Origin of the sequence: Acinetobacter sp. BSP-28 (assembly GCF_044130285.1) — a bacterium.
GTDB lineage: Bacteria > Pseudomonadota > Gammaproteobacteria > Pseudomonadales > Moraxellaceae > Acinetobacter.
Genome location: NZ_JBIQOB010000007.1, coordinates 39,517 through 53,072, shown reverse-complemented (window position 1 = coordinate 53,072; position 13,556 = coordinate 39,517). Strand labels below are relative to the sequence as shown.

Here is a 13,556-nt window from a genome sequence, read left to right as displayed (position 1 = left end):
AGTCATAATTACCTATAAGAAAGATGAGCTGTGTCTAATAAACAAAATATTAATGAAATAGCCTTATCAACTGCAGAAAATATTGCTGATGAGTTAATTTTTAAATCAGCAACAACATTTGTTGAAGATTTAGCTAAATCAGTTCCTGTTGCTTCAGTAGTACTAGGATTAACAAAAGCGATATCAAACTATAAGACTGCAAAAGATCAACGTCAATTATTAGCCTTTATTCAAGAAACAGAAAATATAAATAATGGATTTATCGAAAAATTTTTTAAAGACAAAGATAATACAGAATTAGGTTATGAAATTTTAGGAATTCTTGACCAAACATATTTACAAAAACAGGCACGAATGATAGGTCGAACCACGGTACTGTTTAAAAACCTAGAAATTTCAAAGCAAGATTTTGATAAATTTACTTATATTATTACTAAACTTAACCAGCATCTGTTCTCACAAATAATTCAGTTAAATGATTTATATAACGAGAATATAGATTTTGAAGGAGGTGCATCAGTACCCTTTTTAAATATGGATTTTATAAGTTTTGGTTTTGTTGAACGAAGATTTGAACCAAGTTTTGGTGATTCTGATTTACTTTTAAATTTTAAGAACCATGAATATTTAATTCAAAATGAATTTATTGAATTCTACGAAAAAATTTTCAAAGATTAAATCACATGACTAGCGACATGGATGTCGCAATGTCTTCCTTTATGCCAAGGATGGCATATCAGGAAGACAAAGCATTTTTGTTACTTTTGATGCTTCAAAAGTAAGACATCGCCTACGCGTTATTTATTAAAATTTCGCACAATCAGCGAAGCTGTGACTTTATTAAGATATCCAACACAAAAAAAGCCACCTCACAGTGGCTTTTTTCAATCTAAAAATTAAGAACTTTGCAGCAAATAATTACCGATCAAGAACAACATTTGTAGTCCTACGACTGCCATAAAAAACATCCAGCCTTTCTTACGTAAAGTCGCTTTATCAACATTTGTATATATTGCAGTTTTTGGCATTGTGTCACCTCGCTTAGAGATTCAATCCTGAACTTATATTTAGTGAACCATCTTTCTTCCATATTGCATCATGATTGTGCATAAAACACACAAATCATCTTTTACACCAATATAAAAGCAAAATCCAAACCAAGTCCAGCGGGAGAAATAAAAATAAAATAAAAAATATGTACAAAATAAAAAAGCCACCCGAAGGTGGCTTTTTCAGCATCTTAGGGAAGATTAACCAATGAACTTACGTGCATTGCGGAACATGCGTAACCATGCACCATCTTCAGTCCACTCTTCAGGCTTCCAGGAATGCTGAACAGCACGGAAGTTACGTTCAGGGTGTGGCATCATAATCGTTGCACGACCATCTTTCGAAGTCACACCAGTAATCGCTTCTGGTGAACCGTTCGGGTTCAATGGATATTGCTGTGTAGGATTACCTAAGCTATCTACATAACGTAAGCTAACTTGATTGCCGGCATTTAACGCAGCAATCTTGTCTTCAGTAGCAACCACACGACCTTCACCATGCGCAACCGCGATTGGTAAAATCGAACCTTCCATACAATCTAACAGAATCGAGTGAGATTTTTCCACACGTACGTTAACAGCACGCGCCTCAAACACTTCTGAAGTGTTGCGGTGGAAACGTGGCCAAGCATCAGCACCAGGAATCAGTGGAGCCAATTGCGACAACATTTGACAACCGTTACAGATACCCAATGAGAAGGTTTCTTGACGATGGAAGAATTTCTCGAACTGATCACGTAGTTTAGGGTTGAATAGAACTGATTTAGCCCAACCACCGCCTGCGCCCATTACGTCACCGTAAGAGAAACCGCCACAAGCCACAATACCTTCAAAGTCATCCAGACTGATACGGCCAGCAAGCAAGTCGCTCATGTGCACGTCAACAGTGTTGAAGCCAACTTTGTCGAATGCCGCAGCCATTTCCACATGACCGTTTACGCCCTGTTCACGCAAAATCACCATGTTTGGACGACGTGAATTAATAAACGGCGCTTCAACCGGTTCATTCAGGTCAAATGTCGGCTGAGCAATAATACCTTTGTGATTCTTGTCTGTGATTAAAGCAAATTCTGAATCTGCTGTTTCAGAATTGTCACGCAAACGTTGGATTTGATGCGAAACTTCAGTCCAAGCCACTTGCAAGTCAGCACGTTCAAGTACCAGACCATTGATAGTCAATTGGTCAGTATTGTTCACTTTACCTACTACAGAGATAGCATCTTTAAGTGAAGATTCAGCGATTTCTGCCTGTAATTCTTCCCAATCGCTAGTTGCGATTTGCAGTACAGCACCAATTTCTTCAGCAAATAAAGCTTCTGTTGATTGATCTTCAAGTGCTACACCCAGACGTGAAGCAAACATCATTTCTGCAACAGTCGCCAGTAAACCACCATCACCGATGTCATGGTAAGCCTTGATCAAGCCACGGTTGTTCCAGTCTTGAACTAAAGCAAAGAATGCTTTGAAGTCATCGAAGCTATCAACGTCAGGTGTTACTGAACCAATCGCTTTATAAACCTGAGCCAAGATCGAACCGCCTAGACGGAACTGACCTTTAGACAAATCGATACGTACCAGTACAGACTCTTCATTTTTCAGTTCAGGGGTCAATGTTTGACGAACATCAGTCACTGGTGCAAATGCAGTGATCACGCCAGACATTGGAGATGTTACGGCTTTATTTTCGCCTTCATCATTCCAGGTGGTACGCATCGACAATGAATCTTTACCTACAGGAATAGCGATACCCAGTGCAGGACACATTTCCATACCGATGGCTTTAACACCTTCGAACAATGCCTGATCTTCACCTGGTTGACCTGCTGCTGCCATCCAGTTAGCAGACAATTTAATGTCGCTAATCTGCTCGATTTTTGCAGACATGATGTTGCTAATCGACTCAGCTACAGCCAAACGTGCAGATGCCGCAGGATTTAACAATGCAACCGGTGGACGCTCACCCATCGCCATCGCTTCACCCGTGTAACCGACAAGGCTGGTTGTAGTGACTGCAGCATCTGCTACAGGAACTTGCCAAGGACCCACCATCTGGTCACGTGCAACCATACCGGTAATCGAACGGTCACCGATGGTGATCAGGAATGATTTAGAAGCAACGGTCGGGTTTTTAAGAACGCGGAAAATCGCATCTTTCAAATCAGTGACTTTAGATGCATCGAAGTCGTCGCCTTTGCGTTCAATGGTTTCATATGAACGGCTCATGCGTGGTGTACCGCCAAGCATCACCTGCATTGGCATATCCACGGCTTTATTTTCAAACAATGGATCTTCAACAGTCAAATGACGTGCTTCAGTCGCTTCACCCAACACCGCAAACGGACAACGCTCACGTGCACAAAGAGATTCAAACAGGCTTAAAGAACTTGGACGAATCGCCAATACATAACGTTCTTGCGCTTCGTTCGACCAGATTTCCATTGGAGACATGCCTGGCTCTAATGAAGGAATCTTGCGAAGGTCAAGCACTGCACCTAACTCGTGATCATTCACAAGCTCAGGCATGGCATTTGAGATACCGCCCGCACCGACGTCATGTACAGACACGATCGGGTTGAAATCTTCCATGCGCCAGCAAGCATCAATCACTTCCTGACAACGACGTTCCATTTCCGGGTTTTCACGCTGTACAGAAGCGAAATCCAGGTTTTCACCCAATTTACCGCTATCTACAGAAGATGCTGCACCGCCACCTAGGCCGATCAACATTGCAGGACCACCAAGAACGATTAACAAGTCGCCCGGTTGGATGGCATCTTTTTCAACATGATCAGGACGGATGTTACCGTAACCACCGGCAATCATGATTGGTTTATGGAAACCTTTCACTTCACCATTGACGTTTTGTTCGAAAGTACGGAAATAACCATTTAAGGCTGGACGACCAAATTCGTTGTTAAATGCAGCACCCCCCAATGGTCCTTCAATCATGATTTGAAGTGGAGATGCCATACGCGATGGTTTACCGTAGTTTTCTTCCCAAGGTTGTTCAAAGCCTGGAATATTCAGGTTAGACACCGTGAAACCGGTTAAGCCAGCTTTTGGTTTACCACCACGACCCGTTGCGCCTTCATCACGGATTTCACCGCCTGAACCTGTCGCAGCACCGGCAAATGGTGCAATCGCTGTTGGATGGTTGTGGGTTTCCACTTTCATCAGGATGTGAGCAGCTTGGCTCTTGTATTTATAAACGTGGTGACCTGTTTCGTTATCTTTTTTAGGATAGAAACGCTGTGTGTCAAAGCCCACGATGACAGATGCGTTGTCTTTATATGCTGACAACACGTCTGTTGGAGATTCTTTATAAGTGTTCTTGATCATTTGGAACAATGATAATGGCTGTTTTTCACCATCAATTGTCCATTCTGAACCGAAGATTTTATGACGGCAATGCTCAGAGTTGGCTTGAGCAAACATCATCAATTCGATGTCATGTGGATTGCGACCCAGCTTGTTAAATGCTGCGGTTAAATAATCAATTTCTTCATCTGACAAGGCAAAACCAAATTCAGAGTTGGCTTTAACAAGTGCTGCTTTACCCTGACCTAAAATATCAATGCTATTTAAAGGTTTTGGTTCAGTTTCAACAAATAAAGCTGCAGCATCATCAATATGATTGAACACGCTTTCAGTCATACGGTCATGTAAAACCTGTTTAACTTCATTAGATACTTCAGAAATACCTTTTAAAGTAAACAAAACACCGCGTTCAAGGCGGTGTATCGGAGTATTACAGTTGGCAAAAATGTCAGTCGCTTTAGAAGACCACGGCGAAATCGTGCCTAAACGTGGCGTAACAAGAATCTGAATTTCATCATTTTCCGCTTGGCGGACTTCAAAAGAAGCACCATCGTTTAATAGTTGTAATGCAGATTGATGCTGCTGCTCGTTGAGCGCTTGATCAAACAGATAAATCCATTGACTTTCAATTGATTGAACAGAACTCATTGACGCGAGACGGTTTAAGAGTTGAGTTTTCTTAAAAGAAGAGTGTGCTGGTGCACCGGCCACGATAAACATGCTGATTTTGGCTCCACGGGCAGGTCTTTTGGACCATACCGCCAATGTGACTTAGAGAGAGCGCATATTCTACTGCGTATTGGCAAAATCAGCTAGATAGAAATTCATGAATGTGTCATGTATTCACTCCAGAACATTGCAGAAAACTTTAATTTTCATATAAAAATTTTTAATCACATGAAAATTTTAGGCGATCAGTATCTTGTTTCTAAATATGATTGGAAAATCTGGGTTTAAGTTCAATTCATTATCTTTGAACAAGCATTGCGTAATTCAGCATTTTTTCATCGTTTTATTATGCTTAAAATCTTAGAATTTTTTTTCCTAAATCATTTTTCAATGACTACAAGTTGTTAACAATACCAATAATTAAAAATAGATTTTAGTCGGCATTGGATTCATGAGTGTGGCATGAATGCCACACGTTTCCCATCCCTTGCGCTGCATTTTAAAGCAGTGCTTAAAACTGGCTCAGGATGTTGTGTATGGGAAACAAAAGGTTTTTCTTGCGGACTCAAAATATATTTTGAGATCCTCATTTTGACCTCTCAAAAGTAGAGATATTGCCTATGCAAAGGTATCAAAATCGTAACAATCAAATAAGGCAGTGCTGATTTAAAAAAATCTAATATTGAACATTTTTTGATTCATGAAAGAGATCTCTTGAATAAATGATTGAGCTCAAGCACTAGCACACAGTTCAGTGCATTATCAGAAAGACAAATCATGTCGCCCTGCTCTAGTCGCTTGGACTTTTTTTTGGCATGATGCATTCAGGTCATCACTGAATAATGATAAATGGAACAAATGCGTTGGTTAGAACTGCTTTCGACGGTTCGTATTGGTAGCAAAAAACAAAGTTCAGAACAGGCACGTAGCCCATTCCATAAAGATTACGACCGCATTATTTTTTCACAAAGTTTTCGCCAGCTGAACCGTAAAACTCAGGTTCATCCGCTGACACAGCACGATGGTATTCATACCCGTTTAACCCATTCTCTGGAAGTCTCCTGTATTGGTCGTTCACTGGGCATGCTGGCCGCGGAAAAAATTAAAAATCAACTCCCTGCGTGGATTTCCCCTGCCGATGTTGGGGCTATTATTCAGGCTGCCTGTCTGGCGCATGATATTGGCAACCCACCTTTTGGTCATGCCGGAGAATATGCGATACGTGAATGGTTTGACGATGCCTCACATGGCAATTTTTTAAAAAAACTCACCCCGGAAGAACAGGCCGATGTACGCCAGTTCGAAGGCAATGCCCAAGGTTTACGCTTACTGACAAAGATCGATTATCATCCGAATGACGGTGGCATGCGTCTAACTTATGCCACCTTAGGGGCTTACTTAAAATACCCATGGTTATCTAAAACCATTGCCTCACAAGGTGATCGTCCAGCCAGTCAACGGGCAAAATTTGGCTGTTACCAGTCTGAAAAAGAGACTCTCAAGCAAATTGCTGAACAGCTCGGACTCATCCAGCTGGGTGAATATCACTATTGCCGTCATCCGCTGACTTATTTACTCGAAGCAGCCGATGATATCTGTTATGCACTGATTGATCTGGAAGATGGCATTATCTTAAATATGCTCTCTTATGAAGAAGTGGAACCCGTTTTCCTCGACCTGATTGCAGATTATGGCAGACCAGAAGAACTGTCTATGCCAACCACGACCTGGCAGCAAAAAATTGCTGCTTTACGAGGGCGGGTAATGAAACGGCTGGTAGATGAAGTGACCAGTGCTTTTGCCAAACACCACTTTGAAATTTTATCAGGACAACTCAAAGGCAGTTTATTGCAATATTGTTCCGAAGATATTGAACGCGGTATTGAACGCGCAAAAAATCTGGCGCGTGACAAGATTTTTGAACATCCGCAAAAGGCGGGTCTGGAAATTATTGCCCATCAAAGTCTCCAAAACATTTTAGATGCCTTTATTCCGCTGACCACGCCCCATAAGACCTTGAGCTTTAAAGAACAGCGCTTGATGTCGATGTTACAACGTGCCGGAGTCAATTTTCAAAGTAATCACTATGAAAATATTATGCAGGTGTTGGACATTATTTCAAAATTCTCGGACCATCAGGCCTACAACCTGTCACAAGAGTTACAGGGAAATAAGGCAGGCTTGATCTAATTTTTTCAACAGTTACAGGTTAATATTCCTTCGAATTTAAACAAATTATGCGAGAGCATTTTGCCTTTATGACAAATGCTCTCTACTATGCAACGAACGATAGATAAGTGAATAAATCAACATGATTGGATGTCTTATTGGCGAGGTGTTGGCTTTAGAAGCACCAACAGTATTATTAAATGTAAATGGTGTAGGCTACGAGATCGACACCCCGCTTTCCACATTTTGCCAATTACAAAAAGGCCAGAAAGTTACCCTATGGACGCATTTAGCCGTTCGTGAGGATGCTCAATTGCTCTATGGCTTTTTAAATGCGCAAGAGAAAACCATTTTCCGTACCCTGCTGAAAGTCAACGGTGTTGGTCCTAAAATGGCACTCGGTATTTTGTCGACTTTAAGTGTAGAAATGCTGATTCATACCGTTGAACATGAAGATGTAAATACACTGGTTAAAGTGCCAGGCGTTGGGAAGAAAACCGCAGAACGCTTGATGATTGAACTTCGTGACCGCTTCAAAGCCATGTCTGCTGGCAATGTTCCGACCAATTCAACAGCACCACAAATTCAGTTTACGGGTAATTCTGCCGTCGCAGAAGCCGAAGCAGCTTTACAGTCTTTAGGTTACAAACCTGCTGAAGCACAAAAACTGATTAATGCAGTTAAAGCGGACTTTACTGAAGCCAGCGACATTATTCGCGCTGCATTAAAATCGATGAATAAATAAAAATGTCCAACAATCTTGGATACACGCAGGCGACATGGATGTCGCCGTTAAACTGTGCTACAAGGATGTAGCATCAGTTTAACAAATGGGTTTTGTCACTTTTGCCCAGTCAAAAGTGAAAATTGCCTACACAAAGGCATATAAAACCTAAAAGTTTTTTGAGGCTGTGAATTAATCCACCTCAAATGACCGTAAAGAGATAGATTAAACACATATGCAAGACCGTCTCATCAGTGGTTCTGAAAAACCTGAAGATCATTTTGATCGTGCCATTCGCCCCACTTCCCTCGATGACTACATCGGTCAGCCCGTGGTCCGCGAGCAAATGGAAATCTTTATTGGCGCAGCCCGTGGTCGTGGCGAAGCACTCGACCATACCCTTATTTTTGGTCCCCCGGGTTTGGGTAAAACCACGCTTGCGAATATTATCGCACGGGAAATGGGCGGTAATTTAAAATCCACTTCTGGTCCGGTCCTTGAACGTGCGGGTGATTTAGCCGCGATGCTGACCAATCTGGAAGAAGGCGATGTACTCTTTATTGATGAAATTCACCGTCTTTCTCCTGTAATTGAAGAAATCCTGTATCCAGCGATGGAAGATTATCAGCTGGATATCATGATTGGTGAAGGCCCTGGCGCACGTTCAATCAAACTGGATTTACCACCATTTACCTTGGTTGCGGCCACCACACGTGCGGGCTTACTCACCTCTCCACTACGTGACCGTTTTGGTATTGTGCAGCGTTTGGAATTTTATTCAGTTGCCGACCTGACTCATATTGTGTCGCGTTCAGCATCGTTGATGGATGTTCCGATGACGGCTGATGGTGCACAAGAAATTGCCCGTCGTGCACGTGGCACACCGCGTATTGCCAACCGTTTATTACGACGCGTGCGTGACTACGCCCAAGTCAAAGGTACGGGCGAAGTGACTCAGGAAATGGCACAACGTGCACTGGATATGCTGAATGTCGATAAAGATGGTTTAGACACTTTAGACCGTCGTTACTTAAGTATGCTGCTTGAGCGTTTCGATGGCGGTCCAGCCGGTGTAGAAGCTTTGGCTGCAGCAATGGCGGAAGATTCAGGTACATTGGAAGATGTCATTGAGCCATATCTGATTCAGCAAGGCTATACCATGCGTACTGCACGAGGTCGTATTGCCACCAATATGGCATATTTGCAGTTTGGCATGACGCCGCCTGAACCGAAGTGATAAATGATTTAAAAACAACTTAGGTTCACTAGTATTTCATAGCTTAATTTAAGCAAGCTTTGGATACACGAGTGTGGCAGGGATGCCACACGTTAGCCATCACAACAAGGATGTTGTGTATGGGTAACAAAGGCTTTTGCTTACTTTTGGCCTCTCAAAAGTAAGACTTTGCCTACACAAATGCATTTCAATTTTATTGAAAAATTGTGGCAGTGAAATCTTATAATTTATCTAAGAGGATTCTAAAATTTCTTATAAGCACAAAATCAAAGCATATAGCTGCTGTTTGATTAACAAACTAGCACCACTATAAATAAAGGCCCTAAGACTTAGAAATCACCCTCACCTCTTCCACCAGCATCAACTCACACGCTCCATTCCCCGTATCTTCACGACTTAAAGAACTCCGCCATGTCCATCCATCTTGTGCTTTGACTTCCACTAACTGACCTTTCAAATAAATCAAATCATCTTGATCAATAGCTTTCAGCTGCTTTGCAATCTGTTTTGATGCAGGAATCAAGTGCGTATTGGCACTGTGCGTGGAAATTTCATTGACTGGAATGGGTGGTGCATTTTCATAACGCCAGTAATACCAGCGGTTACTCTGACTGATCGACAACTGTTTATAAACAGCAGGATTGGTCATGTTTCCCCATCCCAAAGCAAAATCAACAGGGCTGAGTTCCGCCTCTCGCCCAAAACTATAATCTTCTCGTGATAAAACCCGAAACTCGCCAGCATATGCTTCAAGATTTTTCATACTATAACCATCAAACTGATGGACTCCTTGAGCTGATTGATAATCAGAAGCCTCTGAAATCCCCTTATCCGGTTTCAGCCAATATGACCACAGGGCAAAACCCAGGGCGAAAATGATGAGATATTTCAAAAAACGGTTCATTTTAAACTCGAATATTTAACCGTAATGCAATGCACCATCCATAGCTTGAATCAAATGAAATCGCTAAGCATAGATTCAAAAAGTTAGTGTTATATACAAATTTTATAAACCCACTTTCACATGAAATACATAATTTTACAATGTAAAAAATCGAATAAAGCCCTTTGAGAACAAACATTAATACTTAATATACCTTAAAAGTATCACCACATACTTAGAGGGTTTTGGTTGAATTTACATCAGTATGCAATCCTAGAGAATCACTTTAACTATTTCAAACTCTTCAGGATTTTCCCTAGATATGAACATGTACAAGCAGATCTCCCTTTGTCTTCCACTTATCTTTTGTAGCCAACTCAGCCTTGCTGACTGGATTGATGATTCCGTTAAAAATGTAGAAGCTCACACCATTAAGCTACGGGAACATATCCATCAGCATCCTGAACTTGGCAACATGGAATTCAAAACTTCTGAGCTGGTACAAAAAGAATTAAAATCTTATGGTATTGAAGTGCGTAAAGGTTATGCCAAAACAGGTGTAATTGGTGTACTGAAAGGTGCAAAACCCGGCCCAGTGATGGCTTTACGTGCCGATATGGATGCCCTTCCAATTGAAGAAAAAACTGGACTGCCTTTTGCCAGTAAAACCAAAGCTATTTATCAAGGCAAAGAAACCCATGTCATGCATGGTTGTGGTCACGATGCCCATACCGCAATGCTGTTAGGTGCAGCCAAAGCCCTAGCAGCGAATAAAGATAAAATTGCAGGGACTGTGGTATTCGTATTCCAACCGGCTGAAGAAGGCGGTGCCGATATTGATAACTTTAGCCAAGGTCATTTAATCGGTTCACGTAAAATGATTGCCGATGGCGCCTTAAATAATCCAAAACCAGAAGTGATTTTTGGCATGCATGTGATGGCGGGTATGCCAAGTGGCAATATTTTATATAAAGATGGCGCAATTCTGAACAGTGCAGATCATTTACGCATTCAGGTTAACGGCAAGCAGGTACATGGTTCCATGCCTTGGCTGGGTCGCGATCCAATCTATGCTTCTTCGCAAATGATCAACAACATGCAAAGTTTAGTCAGTCGTAAGGCAGACTTGACCAAAGGCATGGGCGTGGTGAGTATTGGTAGTATTCAAGGTGGCACAACGGGCAACGTCATCCCAGATCAAGTGAATATGGTGGGCACGATCCGTTCCAATAATGAAGATGTGCGTCAAGGAATATTAAAAGACTTACCGAAAATGATTGAGCACAATGCCGCAGCCAATGATGTTTCTGCAAAAGTGGAAATTGCACCATATGCACCTGTGACAACCAATGACAAAACCTTAACCAAGCTGATGCAACCCACGCTTGCTCAAGTGAATGGCGAAGATAAACTGCATGTGCTGGACAACAATGCCAGTGCCAGTGAAGATTTTTCCTATTATGGTCAGCTTATGCCGTCTTTGTTTGTCTTTGTAGGTGCCACGCCTGCCGATCAGGACATGGCGAAAGCTGCACCTAACCATAACCCTTTATTTATCGTTGATAACGCGACTTTAAAAACCGGGGTAGAAAGCCATGTGCGCTTTATTCTGGATTATCCAAAAGTTGCCGAACAGGTACAGGCCGACTGGAAAAAAGTACAAGCTGCAAAAAAATAAATGACCTTTGTTATAAAAGTGAGCATCCTTTGCTCACTTTTTTATGTCTAAATGTTTTGTTAATGACATAGAGAATAGATTTCATTTGAAACCTTGTGCCATTGGACTCAAATCTCATGATGCTAAACTTCAACGCATTACACAGCTTGACTCCTAGCAATAATAGCGTCACATTCACAGACGCCATATTTAGCTAAAACCCAAGCTTAAAATGCAAAATTGAATCATAAAGCGGGATACAATCATGGCGAATAAATTCGAATTCAACATTCGTGTATATATTGAAGACACTGATGCAGGCGGCATTGTCTATCATGCAAACCATATTCGTTTTATGGAACGTACGCGTACCGAATGGTTACGTGCAGCAGGGGTTGAACATTATTGGCACCAAAAAGATTATCACTTTGTGGTCCATAAGATTAATGTGAAATATTCACGTCCAATCCTCATGGATGACCTGATTACTGTTACAGCGAGTGTAGTTTCGTGTAAAGCGACATCATTTGTATTGCAACAAAATATTTATCGTGGTGAAATCATGCTTGCATCTGGTGAGGTCGAATTGGCATGTATCAGCGTAGACGGCATGCGTCCAACACGACTTCCTGAAGAAATCCGCAAACTAATTCTGAAAGAGTTAGGACAAGACTAAAAAATTTATTGGCACATTGTAACTATGGCAACACAACTAGAATCTTCGCTACACGTATCAGATCTTATTTTACAAGCAAGTCCTGTGGTTCAACTGGTAATGCTGCTGCTCCTTCTGGCATCATTATATAGTTGGTATCTGATTGCCAAGTTACATATGAGTTATAAAAAAGCCCAGGCCGATGATGAACATTTCCAGAAAATCTTCTGGTCTGGCGCCGAATTAAATACCCTCTACAACAACGCCCAGCTCAATTCCAAACGTGTCGGTCTGGAAGATATTTTCTATCAGGGGCTCGGTGAATTTTTAAAACTAAAAAAACGCAATGCGCCTGCTACACAAAGTATTGAAGGAACAGAACGCATTTTGCGAGTTGGCCTCAGCCGCGACCAAGGCAGCTTAGAGAAAGGTTTGGGTGCTTTGGCGAGTATTGGTTCGGTTGCACCTTATGTCGGCCTGTTCGGTACGGTTTGGGGCATTATGAATGCTTTTATTGGCCTGGCAGATGTCGATCAGGTCACATTGGCAACCGTTGCCCCAGGTATTGCAGAAGCATTGATTGCAACTGCGATTGGTCTGTTTGCAGCCATTCCAGCCGTTTTGGCCTTTAACCATTACACTGCAAAAGGTGAAGCTGTCTATTCAGACCGTGCTTTATTTGCTGAAGAAATGGTGGCGCTATTACAACGTCAAACTGTGGGTTCTACACAGGAAAATGACTGATGGCGATTCAACATTCCGGACGCTTTGAGCGTATCAAAAAACCGTTAAAAAGTGATATGAATGTCGTCCCTTATATTGACGTCATGCTGGTGCTTTTGGTGATTTTTATGGTGACTGCACCGATGATCACCAGCGGCATTAAAGTGGATTTACCGCAAGCCAATGGTAATCCGATTGAATCCAAAGATGCCCCGACTATCGTCACTTTAAATAAAGATGGTCTTTATTTTTTAGAATATAAAAATCAGAAAACCGGTCCTGTTGATCTTCCCCAATTGACCAGCACCTTGATTGAGGCACAGGCACAAGCCAAAAAGGATAACAAAGAACTGAATGTCGTCATTAATGGTCATAACACACGTCCTTATGGAGATGTCATGGCATTAATGTCCAGCCTTCAGGATGCCGGTTTAACCCAAGTCAGCTTACTGACTAAACCTCTAGAATAAAG

At 41.8% G+C, this 13,556-nt stretch carries 11 protein-coding genes; 8 read left to right on the top strand and 3 right to left on the bottom strand.

Features of this window, described 5'->3' with window-relative positions:
- The first annotated feature begins 30 nt into the window (after nt 1–30).
- Nucleotides 31–678, top strand: a complete 648-nt coding sequence (locus ACE01R_RS06765) for a hypothetical protein (RefSeq protein ID WP_395549869.1) — start codon at nt 31–33, stop codon at nt 676–678.
- A 218-nt stretch (nt 679–896) separates the two neighbouring features.
- On the opposite strand, the gene ACE01R_RS06760 is transcribed toward ACE01R_RS06765, so the two are convergent.
- Complete coding sequence (locus tag ACE01R_RS06760) at nt 897–1,028, bottom strand: KGW motif small protein (protein ID WP_395549868.1); 132 nt, start codon at nt 1,026–1,028, stop codon at nt 897–899.
- 222 nt (nt 1,029–1,250) lie between these two features.
- Nucleotides 1,251–5,087, bottom strand: coding sequence for a phosphoribosylformylglycinamidine synthase (gene purL / locus ACE01R_RS06755; protein ID WP_395549867.1), 3,837 nt, complete (start codon nt 5,085–5,087; stop codon nt 1,251–1,253).
- A gap of 798 nt (nt 5,088–5,885) precedes the next feature.
- Here purL and ACE01R_RS06750 point away from each other — a divergent pair.
- From ACE01R_RS06750 to ruvB, 3 genes are all read left to right on the top strand, one after another.
- The gene (locus tag ACE01R_RS06750; protein WP_395549866.1) at nt 5,886–7,226 is read left to right on the top strand and encodes a deoxyguanosinetriphosphate triphosphohydrolase; all 1,341 of its coding nucleotides are present in this window, start codon (nt 5,886–5,888) and stop codon (nt 7,224–7,226) included.
- A 121-nt stretch (nt 7,227–7,347) separates the two neighbouring features.
- A complete protein-coding gene (gene ruvA, locus ACE01R_RS06745; RefSeq protein ID WP_395549865.1) occupies nt 7,348–7,950 on the top strand; it encodes a Holliday junction branch migration protein RuvA in 603 nt (200 codons plus the stop codon).
- A 214-nt stretch (nt 7,951–8,164) separates the two neighbouring features.
- The gene (gene ruvB, locus ACE01R_RS06740; protein ID WP_395549864.1) at nt 8,165–9,166 is read left to right on the top strand and encodes a Holliday junction branch migration DNA helicase RuvB; all 1,002 of its coding nucleotides are present in this window, start codon (nt 8,165–8,167) and stop codon (nt 9,164–9,166) included.
- A 322-nt stretch (nt 9,167–9,488) separates the two neighbouring features.
- Here ruvB and ACE01R_RS06735 read toward each other — a convergent pair whose 3' ends face one another.
- Nucleotides 9,489–10,070 carry a hypothetical protein gene (locus tag ACE01R_RS06735; RefSeq protein ID WP_395549863.1) on the bottom strand — a complete coding sequence of 194 codons (582 nt, stop codon included), beginning with the start codon at nt 10,068–10,070 and terminating at the stop codon, nt 9,489–9,491.
- Nucleotides 10,071–10,377: 307 nt separating this feature from the next.
- Between ACE01R_RS06735 and ACE01R_RS06730 the strand changes: the two genes are divergently transcribed.
- The 4 genes from ACE01R_RS06730 to tolR all read left to right on the top strand — a co-directional run bounded on the left by ACE01R_RS06730 (nt 10,378) and on the right by tolR (nt 13,554).
- Entirely contained in the window at nt 10,378–11,727 is a 1,350-nt protein-coding gene (locus tag ACE01R_RS06730; RefSeq protein ID WP_395550028.1) for an amidohydrolase, read from the top strand.
- 244 nt (nt 11,728–11,971) lie between these two features.
- The gene (gene ybgC / locus ACE01R_RS06725; RefSeq protein WP_395549862.1) at nt 11,972–12,382 is read left to right on the top strand and encodes a tol-pal system-associated acyl-CoA thioesterase; all 411 of its coding nucleotides are present in this window, start codon (nt 11,972–11,974) and stop codon (nt 12,380–12,382) included.
- Nucleotides 12,383–12,406: 24 nt separating this feature from the next.
- Nucleotides 12,407–13,105, top strand: coding sequence for a protein TolQ (tolQ, locus tag ACE01R_RS06720; RefSeq protein ID WP_395549861.1), 699 nt, complete (start codon nt 12,407–12,409; stop codon nt 13,103–13,105).
- On the top strand, nt 13,105–13,554 hold the full coding sequence (gene tolR / locus ACE01R_RS06715) for a protein TolR (protein WP_395549860.1): 450 nt from the start codon (nt 13,105–13,107) through the stop codon (nt 13,552–13,554). Before tolQ ends, tolR begins: the two co-directional genes overlap by 1 nt.
- The last annotated feature ends 2 nt before the right edge of the window (nt 13,555–13,556 follow it).

What these genes read in the sequence shown, in the direction of transcription:
- ACE01R_RS06730 (WP_395550028.1), top strand. Translation starts at nt 10,378, where the DNA reads ATGTACAAGCAGATCTCCCTTTGTCTTCCACTTATCTTTTGTAGCCAA.
- ruvA (WP_395549865.1), top strand. Translation starts at nt 7,348, where the DNA reads ATGATTGGATGTCTTATTGGCGAGGTGTTGGCTTTAGAAGCACCAACA.
- tolR (WP_395549860.1), top strand. Translation starts at nt 13,105, where the DNA reads ATGGCGATTCAACATTCCGGACGCTTTGAGCGTATCAAAAAACCGTTA.
- tolQ (WP_395549861.1), top strand. Translation starts at nt 12,407, where the DNA reads ATGGCAACACAACTAGAATCTTCGCTACACGTATCAGATCTTATTTTA.
- ACE01R_RS06760 (WP_395549868.1), bottom strand. Translation starts at nt 1,028, where the DNA reads ATGCCAAAAACTGCAATATATACAAATGTTGATAAAGCGACTTTACGT.
- ACE01R_RS06735 (WP_395549863.1), bottom strand. Translation starts at nt 10,070, where the DNA reads ATGAACCGTTTTTTGAAATATCTCATCATTTTCGCCCTGGGTTTTGCC.
- ybgC (WP_395549862.1), top strand. Translation starts at nt 11,972, where the DNA reads ATGGCGAATAAATTCGAATTCAACATTCGTGTATATATTGAAGACACT.
- ACE01R_RS06750 (WP_395549866.1), top strand. Translation starts at nt 5,886, where the DNA reads ATGGAACAAATGCGTTGGTTAGAACTGCTTTCGACGGTTCGTATTGGT.
- purL (WP_395549867.1), bottom strand. Translation starts at nt 5,087, where the DNA reads ATGTTTATCGTGGCCGGTGCACCAGCACACTCTTCTTTTAAGAAAACT.
- ruvB (WP_395549864.1), top strand. Translation starts at nt 8,165, where the DNA reads ATGCAAGACCGTCTCATCAGTGGTTCTGAAAAACCTGAAGATCATTTT.